This window comes from Pyrinomonadaceae bacterium (genome assembly GCA_036277115.1).
In the GTDB taxonomy this organism is placed as follows: Bacteria; Acidobacteriota; Blastocatellia; order Pyrinomonadales; family Pyrinomonadaceae; genus UBA11740.
Genome location: DASUNM010000023.1, coordinates 636,418 through 658,568, shown reverse-complemented (window position 1 = coordinate 658,568; position 22,151 = coordinate 636,418). Strand labels below are relative to the sequence as shown.

Genomic DNA, 22,151 nt, shown 5'->3' with positions numbered 1-22,151 from the left:
ACAAATTGCCGAACCGAAAAACCCCAACGTAGCCCCGTCTCTCCCCACCGGGGCTAACGAGGCAACCCACATTCGCAGCCTCGCTCCTAAACACTACCTTAAGGAACCAGTGGCCCCGATCAGGTGTCATACATCACAAAGGAGCTAACTATGCGCCGACGCAGCCTTGTTCTTTCCCTACCGGCGTTGCTGTCAATTGCGTTAACGATTGCCGGTCAGACGGCCATCCGCTCACTCGAGCCGGACGTGGCGGTCAAGAAAACTCTGTCGGTCACACAGACGCACAGCTACACAGTCACCGTTGCGAAGGACCAGTTTGTTCAGCTTACCGTTGAGCAACTCCAGATTGACGTCGTCGTGCGAGTTTTTCTGCCGGACGGAACGCTGCTGCGCGAGTTTGACAGTCCCACCGGGACCGAGGGCGTTGAGTTTGTTGAGTTCGTTAGCGACGCATCCGGTAACTATCGAGTTGACGTCCTGCAAATCGATGGCCGAGGGGCCACGGGGCAGTACGAAATTAAGATCGAGGAGCTGCGCAAAGCGACTGAGCAGGAACTGCAAAGGATGAAGAACGAGCGGACGCGGAAGGAAAAGGGCATCGCGCTGCTAGCCGAGACGATGCCGTTCGTTGATCAGCTGCGCTTACCCGAGACGCGCGTCGAGATGAGGATCAAAGCCGCGCAGTTGATGTGGAAGTCGGATCAGAAGCGCGCAGCAAAACTGTTCGAGCAAGCTGCAGATGACGTCAGGGAACTGATCGCGCGGATGAGCACGCGTGAAGAGCCCGCTTACGAAAGTTATCAACTGGCCATGCAGCTCCGGCAACGACTGCTACGCGCTTTAGCGCCACACGATCCGGAAGCCGCACTCAAGTTTCTGCAGTCCACCCGCATCCCTGCTGAACTGGCGGTTGCGCAGGGTCAGGGGGATCCGGAACTTCCGCTTGAATTCCAACTGGTCAATCAAGTTGCGGCGGCCGATCCAAAGCGAGCGTTTGATTTGGCGCAAGATCTACTGAAGCGGAGCTCTTCGGCGATGTTGATTGAAACGCTGACGCAGTTGGCATCGAAAGATCGCGAATTAGCGGGACGGCTCGCGCACGACATGGCCGCGAAGCTGCAGCGTGAGGATCTGGTGAAGTCGCGCGAGGCTGCCTACCTGGCCGGGAGTCTCGTGAACCTAGTCCGGTTAAGACAAACCGTAACGAACAATAACGGCAACGGCGCGGCGAGCGGCCGACTGCTGTCAGATGAGGACTATCGAGATCTCTTTCTCAAGCTCGTTGCCGAGGTCATGTCGTATAAACCACCGACGCCCACAAACTATACGCAGGAATATGACGCGGCGCGCAGTTTGGCTGGGGTGATCAGGCAAATGCCCACTGAGTTGAAAACCTACGCCGCGGATCGCGCAGCCGCAGTGGAAAAAAAGGTCAATGAGCTTATGGGTCATACCGAACAGCCAGTGGCAGATTGGCAGCGATATCAAACGACCATTAATTCAGCGCCGATAGAAACTGCTCTGGAGTCGGTCACTGAGGCGCCGGTGCAAATGCGCGATTACCTCTACCAGCAAGTCGCGAGCAGGGTCGCAACCTCCGGGGACATGGCGCGGGCCCGGCAGATTCTTTCAGAACACGTGAGTAATCCAACGCAGCGGCAGACGGCTCTGTACAATCTTCAGCAACAGGAAGTGAATTCAGCAGCAAACAAAGGGCGATACGACGAGGCGTTGAGACTCTTAGGCAAATTTCGTTCGGGCGTGGAACGCGATGCCCTGGTGACGCAGATCCTCGAGCAGCTAAACCCGGGCGTCAAGAAGCAAATGGCGCTGCAATACCTTGCGCAGGGCAAAGACATGATCTCTTCCACGCCGCGAGCCGCGAATCAGGAAAAGATGCACAACTTGTTAGCGCTCGCCCGAATCTTTGCCCGGTACGATGTTAACCAGGCGTTCGAAATCGTCGAGCCGTTGCTGGGTCAATTCAACGAGGTGAGCGCCGCGGCCGTGACCATGAGCGGTTTCGATCGCGACTACTATCGCGACGGCGAATTGGTAAGCTCGAACGACAATCCCGTCGCGCAGATGGCGCACCAGTTTTCTGACACCCTGGCGACCTTGGCGATGTTCGATTTTGATCGCGCGAAGACCGCGGCCGACGGCCTGAACCGGCTCGACGTGCGCATCCGAGTATTTTTGCTCATCGCGCAACATACGATGGAAATTCCTCTGGAACCGGACGAGCCAATGGGATATAACTCGAACGACTAGCCGAGCACCGTTTCGACGTGCAATCCGTCACGCGTAGAATCAGACGCCGAAGGAGTCGCCGACGTCTGCCAGTACTCAACAGCGATGCCCATAACATTGAGACGCTTCATTGCCACTATTGTTTTCATTGTTTGCTTCACGGCCTCGGTCGTGGCGCAGAAGCAGGCGCCGCCGCGCTTTGAAAGCTTCCCGGCGGATGTCTATGCAGGCAAGCCCGCGCCGCTGAATCTTCGCAGTCATCGGATGGCGCGCATGTTTCGCACGCGCATCCGCGAGCAGCTGCACGAAGAAGGCATCAACTTCGCAGGCCACTACACGATTGCGGTGATGGGTTGCGGGACGGGTTGCTCGACCACGGCGATCGTGGACGCGCGAAATGGCCGCGCGTACTTTCCACAGGTCTTCGACGGCTGGTCTGTCGGGCCCGGCGGCTATCCCGATGAAGGTGAAGACGTGCGGACCTTTCGCACCAACAGCCGGCTGCTGAAGATCTATGGGTCGCCGCGCCTTGGCGCATACGAGGAATGGGGACCGCCCGGCGTCTATTACTACGAATGGAAGAACAATCGGCTGCGACAGGTGCACTTTGTGCCCACGCCCTCTCCGGGATCAGCCAGCCCATGATCGGTAACGACAACTACCTTTAAAACCAAGAGCATTCTCGCGCTCCTTATGAAAAAGCTTCTGTCAGTTTGCCTGATCTTGAGCCTGGTCGCCGTTGGGTTCTTCACTCGAACTACCCGAGGTCAGGCGACTCCGAGCAGTGCTCAACCTCAGATCGATCAGTCGACGGCAACCCAACTCTGGCGGCAGGTTGAAATCATTCGCACGTCGCATGGGGTTCCGCACATCCGCGCTGAGAATTTGCGCGCGGCTGGTTACGCGCTCGCGTGGCTCCAATCTGAAGATTACGGGTCTCGGACCGCTTTCAATGCTTTGGAAGCGCGTGGCCAGTTGGCGCTGGTCAACGGCTACGCCGGCATCGAATCTGATTTTATGGCCCTGCCGTTGCGGAATCGAGTGATTCAAACTTATCACCTGCTCGATCAGGAGACCCGCGATGTCTACGAAGGCTTCGCGGCTGGATTGAATCGGTATATCGAGTTGCATCCGAGTGAGTTTCCAGCGCGGATGCCTAAAGACTTCAGTGGTTATGACGTGGCCGCAATCGACGCCGCTGGCCCGTCGCTCAGAAAAGCGAGAGCATTTCTCGCGAAGATCAATCCGCCGGCGACGCCCACGCCCACGCCTACGCCTGAAGCCCCGCGCAATCGCCCAAACGAAAGTCCCGAGAAAAACCCGGACGAAGGATCAAACACGTGGGCACTCGCTCCCAGCCGGACGAAATCCGGCAAAGCGATCCTATTGCGGAATCCTCACTTGATGTGGACGGCGGGCTACTATGAAGCGCATTTCACCGTTCCCGGGGTCGTCGATTTCTATGGCGACTTTCGGATTGGCGGTCCATTCATTGTCGTAGGCGGCTTCAATCGCCATCTCGGCTGGTCGACCACCAACAACACACAAGATCTGGCCGAGGTCTACGCGCTCGATGTTGATCCGCAAACCGCGGATTCTTACCTGTTCGACGGCGCTTCGCTGCCGCTGACCCGCGAGCTGAGGACGGTGACATTTCGAAATGGCGAAGGTCTTTCGACTGAGACACGCGAGTTCTGGTCAACGCCGCTCGGGCCCGTGATCTATCGCGCTAATGGAAAGATCTACATCGTTAAGACCGGCGGAGATGGAGAGTTTCGCGCGGGCGAACAGTTTCTGCGAATGATGCGCGCGTCTTCCCTGGACGCATGGAAGGAAGCGATGAAAATGCGCGCGCGCGTGACTTCAAACTTTACATACGCCGATCGCGCCGGAAACATCTACTTCATTTGGAATGCGGCCTTGCCCCACTTACCGCATCCGACGGGCGGCGATGCGTTGGCGACCCCGGCGCGCACCATGCGCGATATCTGGACTCGTTATGTTCCGTTTGAGTCGTTGCCGCAAGTTCTCAATCCCCGCGGCGGGTACATCCACAACGAAAACGATTCGCCGCACTTCACGAACGTCAAAGGTCCGGTTGATACCAGCAACGCTTTTCCGAATTTTGAAAAGCCGGATCTGTCTTTGCGGGGCCAACTGGCCATTCAGCTAATCGGCGGCGACGAGAAGTTAAGTCTCGAGGACGTGGTGCGGCTGAAGCATAGTTATCGGATGTTGCTGGCCGATCGCGTGAAAGCGGATTTGATTGCGGCGGTTAAGTCGAAAGAGCCGACGGGCGACGTGGCGGCAGCAATCGTTTTGCTCGAACGCTGGGACAATACGGCGGCGCCTGAGAGCAAAGGCGCCACGCTCTTCGAACTGTGGTGGGCTGAGTATTCAGGTTTGCGCCCACCGAACCGCACGCCTTTGCCTGATGAAAGACGTTTCGCGAAAGTTTGGACTGCGACCGATCCATTTAATACGCCGCGCGGGTTGGCGGACCCGGTTCGTGCCGTTGAGTCTTTCAACTGGGCGGTGGCAGAAGCCGCGCGCCGGTATGGAAGTTTTGACGTGGCCTGGGGCGACGTCCATCGCGTCAGACGCGGTAACGTTGACGTTCCGGTGGGAGGTTGCGCCGGTTCGTTAGGTTGTTTCCGGGCGTTGGCGTTTGCCAGGGATACGGACGGAAAACTCGCGGTGACTGGCGGCGACGGCTGGGTGCTTGCCGTGGAGTTCGGAGAAGTCCCGCGCGCTTTGTCCGTATTGGCATACGGGCAGAGCCCGCGCCGAGAGTCACGCTGGTTTGCGGATCAGGCCGAGATGTTCGCGAAAGGTCAACTGAAGAAGGTGGCCTTTACGAAGGCGGACGTCGATGCGCAAGCTGTCTCGAGGTACCGGCCGGGCGAAAAATGAGGTCGGGAAGCGTCCAGCAGCGTGTCAGTACCGGGAGCGGTAGCGACCGGATCGAGAGGCAACTTGTGTCCTGATCCCATCGCTACCGCTCCGGGTACTGACACGTGTCGACTTTGACAGCAGCTACGCGTCGCGGTATTTGTAAACGCGTTCAAAGGTTGTGGCGATCTTAAAGCCCGCTCGGAATTTCCATGTATTTCAAGCAATTCTATCTCGGCTGTCTGGCGCACGCGTCTTACCTGATTGGCTCGGACGGTGAAGCCGCCGTCGTTGATCCGCAACGCGATGTTGAGCAGTACGTCGCTGAAGCGGCGGCCCAGGGTTTAAAGATTAAGTACGTCATCGAAACACACCTGCATGCTGACTTTGTGAGCGGTCATCGCGAACTAGCCGAACGCACCGGGGCGGAAATCGTTTTCGGCAAAAAAGCCGGCGCCACATTCCCCCATCGGGCCGTGGAAGACGGCGACGAGGTAAGTATCGGCAGCGTGAAGTTGCGCGTGATTGAAACTCCCGGGCACACGCCGGAGAGTATTTGCTTGCTGGTGACGGAAGCGGATGCGGGCGACGGCGCCCGAGAGCCGCAGAGGCTTCTGACCGGTGACACGTTGTTTGTCGGCGACGTGGGTCGTCCCGATCTCGCCGGCGGCCTGGGTTTCACGCCGCAGCAGATGGCGGCGATGATGTACGACACGCTTCACAACAAGATTCTAAAATTGGATGACGCGATTGAAGTTTATCCGGCGCACGGCGCGGGTTCGATGTGCGGAAAAAATTTGTCGAGCGAAAAGTCCTCGACCATTGGTCAACAGCGTAAGTTCAACTACGCGCTCCAGCCGATGACAAAAGATGAATTCGTGCGCATGATGACGGCGGACTTGCCTGAAGCCCCGGCTTATTTTCCGAAAGATGCCGAGATCAATCGCACTGGCGCGTCGTCGTTGACTGAGCTTCCGCCGCTGTCGCCGTTATCGGCGGCGGATGTTTTGCAACATGCGAAGCAGGCTGGTGTGGTCCTTGATGTTCGATCGGCTGCTGATTTTGGATCTGGTCACCTGCCCGGCTCATTGAACATTGGGCTCGGCGGACAATACGCTTCGTGGGCCGGAACTTTGATCTCGTTTGATGCGCCCGTGGTGATCGTTGCTGAGTCAGAAGAAAAGGCCAACGAAGCGCAATGTCGCCTGGCGCGCGTCGGTCTGGAAAACGTGAAGGGTTATCTTGCCGGAGGAGTTCAGGCGTGGCGCGAAGCTGGATTCGAGGTCGCGACCGTCCCGCAAATTACGGTCGCGGAACTGAAAGAGCTGATCGAGAACGATAACTATCTTCAGGTGATCGACGTGCGGCGGGGCGGTGAATATGAGTCAGGCCATGCCCCACGAGCCGCGACTGCACCGCTGGCAAATCTTCGCGAGACGCTGCCGAAGCTGAATCTGAATCCTTCCCGAAAAACCGCGGTCATTTGCGCGGGCGGTTATCGTTCGAGCGCGGCGACCAGCATCATGCAGTCGCTCGGTTTTACAAACCTGCTGAACGTGACGGGCGGAACCAACGCATGGATCAAAGCCGGCTACGAAGTCGAAATGCCTGGAACCGCGGCAGCCGCTTCCCCCTCTCCGCAAGCGGAGAGGGGTTAGGCGGAGAGGTGGGTGCCGACGCTAACCCCACCCCCAACCCCTCCCCGCGCGCGGGGAGGGGCAATAGCGCAGCTGCCATCCATCACGAGTCGGGCGCAAAATGAGAATGACAACTTCTCAATTCTACGGAGTCATCAAGCCAATTTCGCTACTCGTCATCCTTTTAATTTCCCTTTCCCGTGTCTTCGCGCAAGCCGCACCCGCAGCGCCATCCTCCGATACGTTGGTTAAGTTCAACGTCATCGTGACGGACCCTTTGGATCGTGCGGCGGATGATGTGCGCCAGGAAGACCTGCAGGTTACCGAAAATGGAGCGGCACGAACGTTGACGCATTTCGCCCGGGATGAGCGGCCACTGACGGTTGGCTTTGTGATTGACGCCTCTGGATCCGTCCGGCGCATTCTGAACTACCTAATCGACTCGGCGAAACTTGCGGCCGAAGGCATGAAGCCGGGTGACGAGGGCTTCGTGGCGCGCTTTGTCGGGCCTGAGACGTTTCAGATCAAGGAACCAATGACTAGTGATCTCGGATCTATCGGCGACGCGCTCGATGACATCTACGTCGAAGGTGGACAGACCGCCGTGCACGACGCACTCGACAAGGCGCTGTCGTACCTGGAAGAAGATCGTTCGGGCGATGCGAAGGCGCGGCGCAGCGTGCTGGTGCTGGTGACCGACGGCGAAGACCGTGACAGCAAAATTAAAGATGCGAAAGCGATTCTGGCGCGTGCGCGGCAAAGCGATGTGCAGATTTTCGTGCTCGGACTGACAAAGTTTTCGGGCTTGCAATCGTCTGGTTCGAAGGCGATGTCGCTGCTTAACGGGTTGGCCGAACAGAGTGGCGGGCGCGCATTCTTTCCAGCGTCGGCTGCGGGCCTGCCCGAAGCAGCGCGCGAAGTGGCGCGCGATCTGCACACCCAGTTCACAGTTGGGTACGTTGCCAGTGATAAAGCCGCGGGGCTGGAACGAAGAGTTCAGGTGAAGTGGGTCGGACAGGCGGACCCAGGAAAACGAAAAGTGATCGTCCGGCCCGTCCTCGCGGCGCCTTAACCGTTCGTTCTTTATTCACATGTTTGTTTCTGACTCAACCAGCCGCCGCCGATTTCTTTCGCTTGCCGGCAAAGGCGTCGGCCTCGCCGCGCTTTCGTCCACCACGGTCGGTAGCCTCCTGAAAAGCGTCACCGCGGCGACCACGAGGGTCGCGCACCTGACGCCGCAGCAGGCGGCAATGAATGAAGATTACTGGTCAACAATTCAAAATGCATTCTCAGTTACCCGCGGCATCATCAATCTCAACAACGGCGGGGTAAGTCCCAGCCCGCGGATCGTGACGGAAGCCCTGGTGCGATACATTTGGCAGCAGGAAGACGCCACTGCCTACACGATGTGGCAGATCCTCGAACCGCAATCGGAAACCATCCGCACCGGGTTGGCCGAATTGTTCGGCTGTGACCGTGAAGAGATCGCGATCACGCGGAACGCGTCTGAGTCGCTCGAGACCTTGCTGCTTGGGCTTGATTTGAAATCAGGCGATGAAGTCCTGACCACGACGCAGGATTATCCGCGGATGCTGACCACGATTCGTCAGCGCGAAAGACGTGAAGGCATTAAGCTGAGCGTGATCAAAATTCCGATCCCGCCGAAGAACATCGAAGAAATTACGTCGGCTTTCGCGCGCGCCATCACGCCGCGCACGCGCCTGATTCAAATCTCGCATCAGGTGAACCTCACCGGGCAAATTACACCGGTCAAAGCGGTCTGCGAAATGGCGCGCGCGCGCGGAGTGGAAACGATCGTTGACGGCGCGCATTCATTCGCCCAGTTTCATTTCAAGCAGGCGGATTTGAACTGCGATTATTTTGGCACTTCGCTTCACAAGTGGCTGTACGCGCCGAAAGGCACCGGCATGCTCTATGTGAAGCGCGATAAGATCGCGAAGATCTGGCCGCTGTTCCCGGCCGAAGAAAAGCAGAAGACTGACATCCGCAAGTTTGAAGAAGTCGGCACGCATTCAGCGGCGCCGCGTCTGGCTATCGGCGAAGCGATGCTGTTTCACAACGGCGTCGGCGGCAAACGGAAGGAAGCGCGCCTGCGTTATCTTTCCCACTATTGGATGAATCAACTCAAAGGAATTCCCGGAGTTCGCTTCAACACATCATTTGAGCCCGCGCAGATGTGCGCGATCGCGAACGTGCAGATTGAAGGATTGGATCCAGTGAAGATTGGGAGTTATCTATTCAACAAGCTCCGCATTTTTACGACGCCCATTGTCCACGAGGAGTTTCAGGGCCTGCGCATCACGCCGAACCTTTACACCACGCTGAACGAACTCGATCGGTTCTGCGGAGTGATGGCTGAGATCGCGCGCAAAGGGCTGCCCGCTTAGCTCGCCGCCCGTTTAGTTCTGTGGCTTCTCAGCCGCGGTTGCGAATTTTTCTTCAGCTTGCTTTTTCAGAGCCGCGGAGCTCTTTGTTCTCACACGCTTCTTCTTGCGCGGCTTCTTTTCGCCTTCCGCGATCCCTCGGTTGATGATGATGACCCGCGGCGCGAGCCTCGTGACCGGAGGAATGGCCGGCGAAGTCGCGGGCGAAGTTGCCGGCGAAGTTGCCGGAGTCGCGCTGCTCCCTGTCATTGGCCTTAAGACTGGTGTTCGCAGCGTCTGTTTCGTGGAGGTTAATTGCTGTCGCTTTGCGCTGGCGAATTTGCGCGGCGTTGCCGTCTTGGATCGGGCGCGCTGCGCGCGGGTTCGACCGGGCGTTGACGCCAACTCGGTCGCCGGTATATCGAATATCTCCAGAGGAATTGCTTCCACGTACACAAAGAACCGGTAAGCGCCGGCTTTGTTGACGTTGAACAGGAATTGGACGTCGAAAGTTGAGGGAAACCCTTCGCTTCCTTCACCCGGCTCAACGTAGACCGTGCTATTTAGTCCGCCGCCGTTAGGCTGCTGTGGTTCGCACCCGCACAGGTTGTTGTCGTATTCCAGCACCGTGCCCCAAATCGGAATCGTCCCGCCGCGACTTGGCACGTCAGCGGATGTTTCTTCAGACGAAATCAAACGCAGGTCGGCTTGAGTCTCACCGAGGTTGTTCGGTGAATTGAGCGTGCTGGTTTCGATTACGCGGAAGGACAGGTAGAAGAAATCATCGAAGGGCGAGTTGTTGGTGAAGCTGCGGCGGAGCGACAACGTCCCCGCGTCTCCTTCCCCCACGCGTACGCGATTCGGATCTTCTTCTTTGGACTTGGTCGGATCCGTCAGCCCCGCGGTTATCTGCGTGTTGTTAAAGCTGAGTGGACTGAGAAGTCCCTGAGGACCGGGTGCGCCGAGCACGGGTGGATTGGTGATCCCGGGATGAGGATCCCCCGTGACCGATACCAGGACAAAATCGTCAGCGTTATTGTTGGTGTCCTGAGGCAGACCGTTGGTCGCCATGGTGCGCTTTCGCACGTAAGCATACTGATCGGCAGGACGGAAAGGCATGATGCCACCTGACTTCTGCAAGCCAGTTCCTTCCACGTACGTTTCCTGGTTACCTCCGCCTATGAATCCCACGGAATCAATGATGATGGGCTCGTCCGCGCCGATGAGTTGAATTCCTTCGTTGTCATAGAAGTAAAAGGCCGGCTCCGGCTCGGGCGGTTGCATAAGAGCCACGTCAAAGTCTGGAAACCCATAACTATCCAGGGTGTAGCCGCGACTGTCGGCGACTAAGAGATAGTGCCGGGCCGGAATGATCGTTTGGCCAGGAAACGTCAACGAGAAATCGCTCTGTTGGTTCGGATCATAACTGCGCAAAGCGGTACCGCTGATGTCGCAATTAGTGTCGCGATTACAGTAGAGCTCGATGTAATCGTCCTCGGATCCGCCCGGGCCTGCTAAACGAAACTCGCTAATCAGAACCTCCCTGGCTTCAAGCGGCGGCGGCGGTGGCGTACCAACAACTGACATGAACATGGTGTTGTTGTTCTCGGTATTTCCGTCCGAACCTTCATGCGAAATACTGGCGGAATTAGTTACCTGTGTGCCAAGCAAAAGATCGGAGCCGACGTGGAAGGTGAAAGTGAAAATGATCGAACTCTCATCCGGAATTGCGGTCTCTGAGGTGCAAGTAATTGAATTTGGGCCGGTAACTGGCGGCGTAGTACACGTCCAACCATCTGGAATGACTGCAGACACGAACGTTAATTCAGCCGGAAACGTGTCGGTCAGCGTGTTCGTCGGCGTAGAGACATCGCCTGAAAAGTTCGACACGCTGACCGTGTACTCGGCATCAGTGTCCGCAACAATTGTATTCGGGCCACTCTTACTCACGCTCAAATCTGCGTTCTGCGCAAGGACGGTTGATGCCATGCCCACGCAGACGATTGCGACGGCGAGGGCGATCGAGCGCACTACACGTACAGCCAGCCAAAGTTGATTCATTACGGATCCTTTCAAGGGCGAGCGACTAATGCAAAACCACGAACAGGCTTCGGCGGATCTAATTGTTACGAACGCGTAGAGGCTACCATACACCGCCACGGGCAAACAATCTCTATTGCCTTTGGGCTTACGGTTGGTTCGCCCGTTTTACAGTTCGAGCGCGGTGGCGATAGGGGGAGGTGAAAAACCTTCTTGACGTTCCTTCCTGGCGGCCTCCATAATCGATCTTCGCGGCACGGCACCAGAGCCGGCCCACGGAGGACGATCAACCGCAGTGAGCAAAGAATTGGAAAACAGCCTCTTCGAATCAATTCAGACCTACCTCGACGACCGACTGAGATCGATAGACGAGCAGCTCGCGAAGCTACAGTCCGATTTCCACGAGGCATTGACGCACGCGCGCGACGCGGCGGCCAGTTCACCTGTCCAGGACACGCCATTGTCTTCGGCGATAAGCGCGCATCTGCAAACGGCACGCGACCAGAAACTGAGTGCCGCGGCAGCGGTACCAGCCGGGCCCGCGGATCTTTCGGGGCTCAGACGCGGTGTCGATGAGCTCAAGGACCAGCAGACGCAGAGCAATGTCTTGTCGAGTCTGTTGCGTAACGCAGCTCAGTTCGCGGATCGAGCCGTGCTATTCGTCATTAAGAACGACCAGGCCATCGGATGGCGCATGAGCGAGGCCAGCGACTCGGGCAATCTGAAGCCGGTGTCGGTGGCGGTGCCGCTCGACGGCAATACTGTCGTTAGTCAGACATTCAGATCCAATTCCGCAGAAACGGCGTCGGCAACGAGCGCCGAAGACAGCCTTTTAGTCAAACAACTTGGTGGCGATGCACAACAGCTCGCGGCTCTGCCGCTGACGGTCCGCGGAAAAGTCGTTGGCGTCCTTTACGTAGATTCCGCGTGGCCTCATCAAGACGCTATCCAATTGGACGCGCTCGATGTATTAACGCAGGTTGCCGGCATGGCCGTTGAGTTAGCCGGGCCGCGCGCGACACGTCCCGCCCCAGTCACCCGCGCAGTCGAAGCTGCGCAACCTGAGCCGGCGCCGGCCGCACCGGCTGAAACGGCTCAAGCCGAACCGGAGCGGGATGAAACCCAATACGTTGCTCACGTTGAAACAGAGCCGACTCCGCAGGTCGAAGCTCAGGCGCCTGCAGCATCGACCGAAGAACCATCCGTATCAGAGGCTGAGACCGCGGAACTTGAACCGCCTGCGGTTGAAGCTGCACCGGAGCCGGAAATTGCTCCACGTGAGGAATCGATTGCGCCGCCTCCGCCGCCCGAGACACCAGTCGCAACGCCGGTGTTCAGCGAGCAATACAGCACACCGCTGGGACGGTCGCGTCGCTACGGCATGCCCGAGGCTGACTTGCCGGTTCAAGTCAACGATGAAGAGCGCCGTCTGCACAACGACGCGCGCCGCTTCGCGCGCTTGCTGGTCTCCGAGATCAAGCTCTATAACGAACAGAAGGTCAGCGAGGGGCGTAATCAAAGCGACATTTACGACCGCCTTCGTGACGACATCGATCGCTCGCGGCAGATGTACGACAAACGAGTCGCCCCTCCAGTCGCCGCCCTGCACGACTATTTCCACCAGGAATTGGTAAACACGCTTGCGGAAGGCGATGCGGCGAAATTGGGAGCAAATTATCCTCAGACCGCCGTGGCCTCATAGTTTTTACTGACGATTGAAGGACTATGGTGGGCCGAATCTTCTTCGGTATTCAGTTGAGCTGAGGAACGCCTTCACCATTTCGGCCGAGCGGTAGTCGCCAAACTGGGTCAATTTGTTCAGCCAAAATTCGTATCCCGTGTAGTCGGTGTCCGGTGCATCATTAGGATTTCGCCGCAGATATCCGAAGTACTGCATCAACACGAATGCTCGATTGCGTTCTGCGGTTGCCAGGTTTGGGTGCTCTGCAATTTGCCTGAGAACCTGGGCGCGGTTTTTCACTCCGGCCGTATGCTCGGCAGTTAAAGTCGCGAGTTCTGTAGTCGGCAGCGGTCGGCCCGCATTATCATTCAGCCGCGACACATAATCAGGTGGCGGCATGGTTGATGGGTATCGTTGAGTGAAGGCGCCGTTGTTAGGCGAGACAAAATTGTTGAAGTAGGCGACCTTGTTACTTTCGAGTTTCTGCTCCCACCCCGGTTGAAGCACCACCACGCCATTTCCAATCTGCGAAACGTCTTGAAGAAACTCTGACAATCTAATGATAGGAACCGGGATGGTGTGCAAAACGCCACCAAGCTGCGAAGACCCGGGGGCATCACCATAGGCGGTCTTATATGTTCGCTCGACCAAATAACCCGTCTCTTGAAACTCGATCGCGAAAAAGAAGGCTGCCGAAGTATCGATGCGCTTTACTTCGATGCAACCAGCGTTGTTACCGCAGCTAGTGATGTTGTTAACCCAAAAATTGAGGCCGCTTTGATCTGCTGGACGATTCAAAAAGTCCAGATAGTGCTGCCGCACGAAAAAGGTCGGATCGTCAATCGGGTTAGCGGGAGCATCGGTTAGGCAGGATCCGTTTGCGTTGACGTAGCTGGTGATCTCGTTGATTGAAAAGTTGCAGAACGCGGTGCTGGATTGTGTCAACGTTGCCAGCATTATTGAATTCTCGCAGCCCGCCACGGTATCGACGTGCGACGCGCCCAGCGTGTGGCCCAATTCGTGAGCAGGGACTGTCACGGGAAACGGATCAGTTGATCGGAGTTTCGACAATCCGTAGGCCGCCCCCGGACTACGGCAAACCACTCCTTGAAAGGCGATGCCGCTCGGCGCGCCTATGTCTTTGCCGGTCCATAAATGCGCCACGTCGCGTTGCGCCGATCCAAACGGATGATTGGCTGCAAACGAGTTCAGCAGGTTGACCGCCGGGGCCTGCGCACCGGCCGTGCTGTATGGATCGGGGCTCGTCCAGGTGTGTTGGACACTAACCGTGAACGTTAAGCCGATGTCGCGCTCGTAAATGGCCTCGACACTGTTCAGAATGCTCAGAATATTGTTGTTGGCAGCGGCCGATCCCCCCAATGCGTTCGTATATTCGAAGTCAGCTTCGGTGGCAATCTCGATGATCTTGAACGGCGAAAAAGCGTGCTCGTACGATACAGTGGCCTGAGACATCAGCTCTTTTGCGCTGAGATTAACCTGTGCGCCAAGCGAATCCGGGCACGAAACAGTACTGTCGGAACGAACGTCCGCGGCGCGGTAGAAGATGTAATCAGACGACTGAGCGGCGGCAGAGTACCGGCGGCCTGGTTCAATGTAATACACGTCATCGCCAGTTAGGATCATTCCTTCAAGTTTGTCATCTTCAACCGTCAGGCGCGCTTCGCTGTTCGGTAAGCCCGCAACCGTTCCTTTGTACGTTACTACCGGCGGCGTTGGCAGAATCCGCGTTACCCCGTCCGCCGAGAATTCTTCCGCGCGATAACCGCGCGCGCGCAGGTCATTCGGCGTTAACATAATTTCGAGAGTGCGGGCGCCCGTTTTCAGCGACAACCGCCCCAACCGTCTGACACCTTCGGCGGCAGACCGTGAATCAAGCTGAACTTCTTCATGCTCTGAGAAAAACCTCGCCAGGTCCTGACGGTAATGCGTTTTGTTAGTTTGCGCCCCCACCGGCAAATAGGCGTCGATCACGGAAAACGCAACGACCAGGCTAAGTACCAGCGTCAATTGAATAGGCAATCGAAAAACGACGCGAGGTTTTGTCATAAAAACGATTTGCTTCCGCGACTTAATTTCACGGGGGAGTTACTTCAGCGTGTGGAGTTATTCGGGGCGCGCAATCTGCTGATGAATTCTCACGCGGGGGAGCAGGGGGCTCGATCATCTTAATAACCGACGGCCCGAGACGTCAATATCAGTAAGTGCGAGGTAACGTCGACCTGTGTTTGCCAGAGCCGCCTTTGGCGCTTAAAGTCTGAGCTATGCTCAAAGAAGGATCGGACGCGCCCGACTTCACACTGCCTGACGGAGAAGGGAAGCCCTGGCGGCTTTCAGATTATCGCGGCAAAGTCGTCGTGCTGCTTTTCTATCCCGGCGACGAGACTCCGGTCTGTACGCGCCAGATGTGTTCTGTGCGCGACCGTTGGGACGACTATGCGGCCACCGGCGCGGAAGTTGTCGGCATCTCGACTGACAGCGTCGAATCCCACAAGAAGTTCGCCGATCATCACGATCTGCCGCTGCGTCTTCTTTCGGATGCTGATCGAAAAGTGGCAGACATGTACGGGGCGAACTCGCTGGTGCCGGGAAAAGTCGCCCGCTCGGTTTTCGTGATCGATGGGAAGGGCGCGATTCGTCATCGCGACGTCCGCCCGTTGGGATTGTTTCGGCCCAAGGATGACGATGTGCTGAAAGCGATTCGCGCAGCAACGGGTTAGTTTCAAGTTCTAAGTTTAAGGTCTCAAGTTGAAGCCGCGAGCTTGAAACTTGAAACCTGAAACTTGAAACCTGATAATCCCAGCCGAGGTACATAGTTCATGCCAGACGAAATCAAATGCGCCCGCTGCGGGCAGAAACGCAGTCCGCTCGGCTATGCGCCCCTCCCGACTGAACTTGGCCAGAAAGTCGCCAAGGAAGTTTGCCAGGCATGTTGGGCTGAGTGGTTACAGAATCAGACCCGCATCATTAACCATTACGGTTTGGATCTTACGAACCCTGAAGCGCAAGGCTTCCTGATGGACAACATGAAAGGCTTCTTCTACGGTGAGAATGAGCTAGCGCAGATCGACACTTCGAAAGAAGGCTCGATCAAGTGGTGATTTAACAATCATTTTGAAACCGAACCTGCCTGCCGGGCGTAAAGAAGCCTGAGCATCCTGCGCGTTTTTGAAAACTAAAATCAACGACACGATGTCAGAGTACCGACTCTAGTCGGGCAGTTTGTCGGTTTACCGAAGGCCCAGCTAAGGCTGGTACTCTAAACACTACCGTTAAGGAGAGAGAGCCCTTGCTTAAACGACTTGTATCGATCCGCGTCTTCCTTCCCCTTCTCGTCGCACTAATCGGAGCGACAACCGCTTCCGCACAGACAAAGCTGCTGCGTTTCCCGGACATGCACGGCGACCGCGTCGCCTTCACTTACGCCGGCGACCTCTGGACCGCGCCCGCGAATGGTGGGAGCGCAATTCGGTTGACGGCGCATCCCGGCATTGAAGTGTTCGCGAAGTTCTCGCCGGACGGAAAGTGGATCGCTTTCACCGGACAGTACGATGGCGACGAGCAGGTGTACGTCATGCCGTCCGTGGGCGGCGTGCCGCGCCAGCTCACTTTTTATCCGGCCAAGGGCCCTTTTACTCCGCGCTGGGGCTGGGACAATCAGGTTTACGGCTGGACACGCGACGGCAAGCGCATCGTTTTCAAGTCGCAACGTGATTCATGGTCGCTGCCGATTGCAAAGCTCTACACGGTTTCAGTTGAAGGTGGCGCCGCGGAAGCTCTGCCGATGCCGCAAGCGGGTTCCGGCGATTACTCGCCGGATGGAACGCGCATGGTTTACTCGCCGCAATCGCGCGACTTTCGTCCTGAGAAGCGTTACGGCGGCGGTCAGGCGAACCGTCTCTACATCTACGATTTGAAGACGCATGCCACCAAGTCGATCGCTGATGGCCCGCGCGCGACGCGCGATCCGATGTGGATTGGCGACACGATTTATTACGATTCGGATCGTGACGGCCATTTCAACCTGTACGCCTACAACACCGGCAATGGCAAAACGACGCAGGTTACCCACAGCAAGCTCTGGGACGTGCGCTGGCCCAGCGCGGACGATCAGAATCGCATCGTTTACGAGATGAATGGCGAGCTGCAAGTGCTCGACACGCGCAGCGGAAAAGCTGCGCCAATCTCGATCACCGTTCCCGATGATGGCTTAGCGCGCCGGCCCAGTCGCGTCTCAGCCGCAGGCAACATTGAATCTTATGAATTGAGCCCGAAAGGCGAACGCGCCCTGATGTCTGCGCGCGGCGACATTTTCACGGTGCCGATTGAGAAAGGCCCGACGCGTAATCTCACGCATTCATCGGGTGCGCACGACAAATGGCCCAGCTGGTCGCCCGACGGATCGCAGATAGCTTTCATATCCGACATGACCGGCGAAGAAGAGGTTTACGTCATCGCGCAGGATGGCTTGAAACCGCCACAGCAGATCACGACCGGCGGCAAAGCGATGCGTTATCAACCGGAGTGGTCGGCCGACGGAAAGCGTCTCGCTTTCAGCGACAAAGACGGCAAGCTTTATGTCGTTACCCTCGCTGACAAGAAGATCACCGAGATCATCGACGCGCCGCGTGGACAGATTCGCGATTACACATGGTCCCCGAGCGGTAACTACCTCGCGTTCAGCATGGCAACGAATGGCAATGGCTTCGCGCAGCTGCACATTTGGAACGGGGCCGACAACAAAGTCACGCGCGTGACCAGCCAGATGTTCAACGCCGGCAGTCCGGCTTGGGACAGCACCGGCAGCTATCTCTTCTTCCTGAGCGACCACGAATTCGCGCCGCAAGTTTCGCAGATCGAATTCAACTTCGCGACGAACCGCACCAGCTATATTTACGCAATGGCTTTGCGTAAAGACGTGAAGCATCCGTTTCCACCGGAGAGCGATGAAGTTGCAGTGACCAGGGCGCGAGAAGAAGGCGCCGCGCCGGCGGAGCCGAAGAAAGAAGGCGAAGCCGAAGCTCCGAAAGCCGATGCGCCGAAACCCGCCGCGCCGCCCCAGCCAAAGGCGATGACGATCGATTTCGACGGCATCATGAATCGCGTGGTGCGGGCGCCGATCGGGGCTGACAATTACGGGGGGCTCGGCACCAAACCGGGTTTTCTGCTTTACGCCGTGGGTTCGGCCGGCTACATCGGCCGTCCGGGTGATCGTCCCGCGCAGCTCAAACTCTATTCGTTGAAAGACCGCAGAGAGACGACCCTGATCGATGACGTCGGGGGTGCCACCATGTCGCGTGACGGCTCGAAGGTCCTGGCGCGTCAAGGCCCGGGCTTTTCTATCTACGAAGCGACGCCTGTGGGCGACCGCACGCGTAAACCGGTTTCGACTGCCGGGCTGGTCGTGGATCGTGTTCCGGTTGAAGAGTGGAACCAGATTTTTAACGAAGTCTGGCGGCGCTACCGTGACTTTTTCTACGTGCCGAACATGCACGGCTATGACTGGGTCGCGCTGCGCGAGCAGTACAAGCCTCTGCTCCAGTACGTCGGCCACCGCTCGGATCTGAACTACGTCATCGGCGAAATGATTGCCGAGCTGACCGTGCAGCACGCGTATATCGAAGGCGGCGACTTCTTGATTCCGCCGCGGCCGCGCGTCGGTCTGGCCGGAGCGCGCTTCGACGTTGATCAGGCGGCGGGACGCTATCGCATTTCGAGAATCTTTCAGGGGCAAAACGAAGAAGACATTTACCGTTCCCCGCTGACGGAAGTCGGCATAAATGCCAACGTCGGCGATTATGTGCTGGCGATCGACGGGGAAGAAGTTAAGGCTAACGACGACATTTATCGTCTGCTGCGCAACAAAGCCGACAACCCGGTTTCGCTGACGGTGAACAGCCGCCCGGTGATGGACGGCGCGCGGACGATTTCGTATCGTCCGATCACCGACGAGAGTAATTTGATCTATCTCGATTGGATTACGAAGAACCGCAAGCAGGTTGAAGAAGCGAGCAACGGCCGCGTTGGCTACATTCACATTCCCGACATGGGCGCTGCGGGCATCCGCGAGTTCATCAAGTGGTATTACCCGCAGATCGACAAAGAAGGTCTGGTCGTCGATGTGCGCGCCAATGGCGGCGGCAACGTTTCGCGCATGCTGATCGAGCGTTTGCGGCGCAAGATGCTCGCCGTCAACTATGCGCGGACCGACGATATCGGCAACACGTATCCTGACGGAGTCTTCATCGGACCGATGGTCGCGTTGCTGGATCAGAACTCGGCTTCGGACGGCGACATCTTTCCGTGGATGTTCCGTGAAGCGGGCCTTGGACCGCTAATCGGCAAGCGTTCATGGGGCGGTGTTGTCGGCATTCAAAACCGTGGCGTTCTGATCGACGGCGGCAACATCTTTGTGCCGGGCTCGGCGCTCGCAAACACGAAAGGCGAGTACATCATCGAAGGCTATGGCGTCGATCCTGACATCGAAGTCGACAATGACCCGGCGTCAGAGATTGCCGGTCGCGATCCACAACTCGAACGCGGCATCGCTGAAGTAATGGTGAAGCTGAAGAACCCGGTGAAGCTGCCGACAAGACAAGCGCCGCCGGTCAAGACGATTCGATAGCAGTGAAGGCTCACTTAATAGCCCGCGTGATGCATTTCGCGCGGGCTACTTTTTTGGGGCGTCGGGGCCGATGACTAGTTTCTCCAGTGCGACCATTGCGGTGCGGCCTTTATGTTGGTAGCACCGCTCGCCGGCGACATGCACGCGGCGGCGACACGGTGCGCCTTTTTTAGTTCGCGCCCCGCAGATGTAAGTCGCCTCGTCGTCGGCAGACGTTGGTGGCCCGTTTGAGTTTGAAGGGCCTGGGCCTCGTTTTGTGAGTGAGTTGAGATCGAGCGGCGCATCCGACAGCGGCGAGTTCGCGGCTCGTTGAATGATCAAAGGCGGGGCCGAGGGTCGCAGATAGCGTCCGAAAGCAAAGGCGGCGGCGGCCAGTAGACCGATGACGATGATTGCTCGGCTGCGCGTGTTAACTCCTGGCCGGCGGGCGCAATCGTCGCAGAGTGCGCCGCGTATCCACAGTCGCCAACCTTTACGTATGAGCCGCGCACCACAGTTTCTGCAGAAGTTGGAGTTGCTCATCGTGGGAGCCTCTGGAAGTGAGCACGCGATTATATTGCGAGTGGACGCAGGGCGTTGGGGTAATACAAGTGGCTAGCCTTAGCCGCAGAGCCGTCAAATGTTTATAGCTGCTCGTGAAAAAAGTGGGTTGAGTTCCGCAGGAACGAAAACGTTGAACGGGCAGTAGCCCGATCAACCGCAGTTGCAAACTTCGCTCGCGAGATCGGATACTGCAAACCCCAGCGAACTCAAATCGGGTGAAACTCAACTAAATGTTCGTGTTTTCGGGATCATACTTAGTCAAAGCCAGCGCCAGGTTCGGCCTGACCGCCTTATTTTGCGCGGCTGTTTTCCTCGGTTTTTCCACGGCAGTCTCGGCGCAGGATGACATTCTCAAGACCGATACGTCGGTCGTGCAACTTAACGTCGGCGTGGTAGATCGGCAGGGCCGCGCGATCACTTCGCTGTCTCAGGGCGATTTTGCGATCTACGAAGACGATGTTAAGCGGCCAATAGTCGCGTTCGAACCGACGCAGTCACCATTCAGTCTGGTGATGCTCCTGGACATGTCGGGTTCGACGGTGAACTTTCGCCAACAGATTCACCAGGCAGCGATCAGATTTCTGGATGCACTCGCACCCGAAGATCGCGTCGCGGTGATTGTGTTCAATGGCAAAGGCGTGCGCGAGTTGTCGGGCTTCACGACCGATCGTCAGAAAACTGCGTACTCAATTACGCTGGCCAGCGGCTCCGGCGATACGTTGCTCTTCGATGGATTAAAAGAGGCGTTAAGGAAATTGGCCGCTGAGGGAAAGCGCCGCAAGGCGATCGTGGCGTTGACAGACGGTCTGGACACGGAAGTCCGCAAGTCTGATCGCGCGGCGGTCGCGAAAGCAACCGAAGTGGAAGTAAGCACCGTGATCAAACCAGAGGCCGCTTCGGCTTTGGTTTCCGTTTTGGCTGATGCCGATCGCCAGGGTGTCACAATTTTTCCTTTAGCGCTGCCATCGGGCGATGCGAGACGGCTGCCGCTTCCGGATCCGCGAATCATCGCGCAGTACTCGGCCGCGCGCACGCGTCTGCAGATGATGGCGGATCGCACCGGCGGGCAGGTCAGCGATATTCGGCGTCTCGATCAAATGGCCAGAGTCTATGCCGAGCTTGCGGCGCACTTGCGTACGCTCTACAGCATTGCTTATCAGGCACCAAACCCGGACAAACGTGACGGCCTGTGGCGCGCGATCCGCGTGGACGTCACGCGACCTGATCTAATTGCGAAGACAAAGACCGGGTATTACGCGAAGTAATCGGCGTGCTGGTCAGTACCGGGAGCGGTAGCGACCGGGTGGTCTTACGCACTAACTTGAAACTTCAAACCTGAGACTTTAAACTCCATTCATTCCTTCACGCACCCGTAGCTCAGCTGGATAGAGTACCTGACTACGAATCAGGGGGTCGCACGTTCGAGTCGTGCCGGGTGCACCATTATCACTTCAATAATCTAATTCGAATCGACTCTGGTAACCGCCAGTCTGCGTAAGGACTCGTCGGATTCAATCGCGCGGAGTTCTCATCCTTGTCGCTTCGGCCCGTCGCCCAGGTCCGTCGGATGATTGAGGCGTTGTCGCCTGCGTAATATTAGCCACGAGGAGAGAGCGAGCCAGAACACCCCCGCCAACAATATGCCGATGACTAACCAGGGCGTTTCTTTGCCGGTGGCGACGTAGAAGCTCTTCGCGCCGCCTGACGCGAAGATTAGCGCCAGCGGCAGAAGCGGCGGCCACTGAGACCGGCGCGTGCTGTGGTGATAATTTCGGAAGTAAAAAACAAGCAGCATCAAAGACGCTGCGCTGGCTTCAACAGCAAGCACCCACTGGTAAAAGATAAATCCACCGAGCAGCAGGCTGAGCAGCAGCGAGAGTACGCCCGCCATCATGAGAGTCGGTAGAACCCTGGCTCGCCAATTACGATTGCCCATGTGACTCTGCACTTTTGTGCCGGGAGAATTGGCCTGAAAAGTCGAAAGCGGCGCGAAGTCCCCACAAACTCCGCGCCGCCGTCGAGTCTCGCGCCTGATCCTCGAAGATTTAGCGCAAGGCACAGCTTCAAATTTTGAGACTGAA

Annotated in this window: 15 protein-coding genes and 1 tRNA gene; 12 read left to right on the top strand and 4 right to left on the bottom strand. The window is 57.4% G+C overall.

Features of this window, described 5'->3' with window-relative positions; all coding sequences use genetic code 11:
- Positions 1-150: 150 nt before the first annotated feature.
- The 6 genes from VFX97_09790 to VFX97_09765 all read left to right on the top strand — a co-directional run bounded on the left by VFX97_09790 (position 151) and on the right by VFX97_09765 (position 9,187).
- On the top strand, positions 151-2,271 hold the full coding sequence (locus tag VFX97_09790) for a PPC domain-containing protein (GenBank protein HEX5703476.1): 2,121 nt from the start codon (positions 151-153) through the stop codon (positions 2,269-2,271).
- Positions 2,272-2,355: 84 nt separating this feature from the next.
- The gene (locus VFX97_09785) at positions 2,356-2,895 is read left to right on the top strand and encodes a hypothetical protein (GenBank protein HEX5703475.1); all 540 of its coding nucleotides are present in this window, start codon (positions 2,356-2,358) and stop codon (positions 2,893-2,895) included.
- Positions 2,896-2,943: 48 nt separating this feature from the next.
- Complete coding sequence (locus tag VFX97_09780) at positions 2,944-5,163, top strand: penicillin acylase family protein (GenBank protein ID HEX5703474.1); 2,220 nt, start codon at positions 2,944-2,946, stop codon at positions 5,161-5,163.
- Between the two features lie 191 nt (positions 5,164-5,354).
- Complete coding sequence (locus VFX97_09775; GenBank protein HEX5703473.1) at positions 5,355-6,800, top strand: MBL fold metallo-hydrolase; 1,446 nt, start codon at positions 5,355-5,357, stop codon at positions 6,798-6,800.
- Between the two features lie 106 nt (positions 6,801-6,906).
- Positions 6,907-7,851 (top strand): VWA domain-containing protein, encoded by a 945-nt coding sequence (locus VFX97_09770; protein ID HEX5703472.1) that lies wholly within the window; start codon positions 6,907-6,909, stop codon positions 7,849-7,851.
- A 19-nt stretch (positions 7,852-7,870) separates the two neighbouring features.
- Positions 7,871-9,187: an aminotransferase class V-fold PLP-dependent enzyme gene (locus tag VFX97_09765; GenBank protein ID HEX5703471.1), complete on the top strand. Its 1,317-nt coding sequence runs from the start codon at positions 7,871-7,873 to the stop codon at positions 9,185-9,187.
- Between the two features lie 12 nt (positions 9,188-9,199).
- Here VFX97_09765 and VFX97_09760 read toward each other — a convergent pair whose 3' ends face one another.
- Entirely contained in the window at positions 9,200-11,224 is a 2,025-nt protein-coding gene (locus VFX97_09760; GenBank protein HEX5703470.1) for a hypothetical protein, read from the bottom strand.
- 274 nt (positions 11,225-11,498) lie between these two features.
- On the opposite strand from VFX97_09760, the gene VFX97_09755 reads away from it, so the two are divergent.
- The gene (locus VFX97_09755; GenBank protein HEX5703469.1) at positions 11,499-12,905 is read left to right on the top strand and encodes a hypothetical protein; all 1,407 of its coding nucleotides are present in this window, start codon (positions 11,499-11,501) and stop codon (positions 12,903-12,905) included.
- A gap of 21 nt (positions 12,906-12,926) precedes the next feature.
- Here the strand turns inward: VFX97_09755 and VFX97_09750 are convergent, their stop codons facing one another.
- Entirely contained in the window at positions 12,927-14,951 is a 2,025-nt protein-coding gene (locus VFX97_09750; GenBank protein HEX5703468.1) for a M12 family metallo-peptidase, read from the bottom strand.
- Between the two features lie 215 nt (positions 14,952-15,166).
- Between VFX97_09750 and VFX97_09745 the strand changes: the two genes are divergently transcribed.
- From VFX97_09745 to VFX97_09735, 3 genes are all read left to right on the top strand, one after another.
- Entirely contained in the window at positions 15,167-15,622 is a 456-nt protein-coding gene (locus tag VFX97_09745; protein HEX5703467.1) for a peroxiredoxin, read from the top strand.
- 99 nt (positions 15,623-15,721) lie between these two features.
- A complete protein-coding gene (locus VFX97_09740) occupies positions 15,722-16,003 on the top strand; it encodes an oxidative damage protection protein (GenBank protein ID HEX5703466.1) in 282 nt (93 codons plus the stop codon).
- Between the two features lie 188 nt (positions 16,004-16,191).
- On the top strand, positions 16,192-19,527 hold the full coding sequence (locus VFX97_09735; protein ID HEX5703465.1) for a S41 family peptidase: 3,336 nt from the start codon (positions 16,192-16,194) through the stop codon (positions 19,525-19,527).
- A gap of 45 nt (positions 19,528-19,572) precedes the next feature.
- Here VFX97_09735 and VFX97_09730 read toward each other — a convergent pair whose 3' ends face one another.
- A complete protein-coding gene (locus tag VFX97_09730) occupies positions 19,573-20,049 on the bottom strand; it encodes a hypothetical protein (GenBank protein ID HEX5703464.1) in 477 nt (158 codons plus the stop codon).
- 251 nt (positions 20,050-20,300) lie between these two features.
- On the opposite strand from VFX97_09730, the gene VFX97_09725 reads away from it, so the two are divergent.
- Positions 20,301-21,335 (top strand): VWA domain-containing protein, encoded by a 1,035-nt coding sequence (locus tag VFX97_09725; protein HEX5703463.1) that lies wholly within the window; start codon positions 20,301-20,303, stop codon positions 21,333-21,335.
- A gap of 101 nt (positions 21,336-21,436) precedes the next feature.
- Positions 21,437-21,513: transfer RNA gene (locus VFX97_09720), tRNA-Arg, on the top strand.
- Positions 21,514-21,598: 85 nt separating this feature from the next.
- On the opposite strand, the gene VFX97_09715 is transcribed toward VFX97_09720, so the two are convergent.
- On the bottom strand, positions 21,599-21,964 hold the full coding sequence (locus VFX97_09715) for a hypothetical protein (protein HEX5703462.1): 366 nt from the start codon (positions 21,962-21,964) through the stop codon (positions 21,599-21,601).
- Positions 21,965-22,151: the final 187 nt, after the last annotated feature.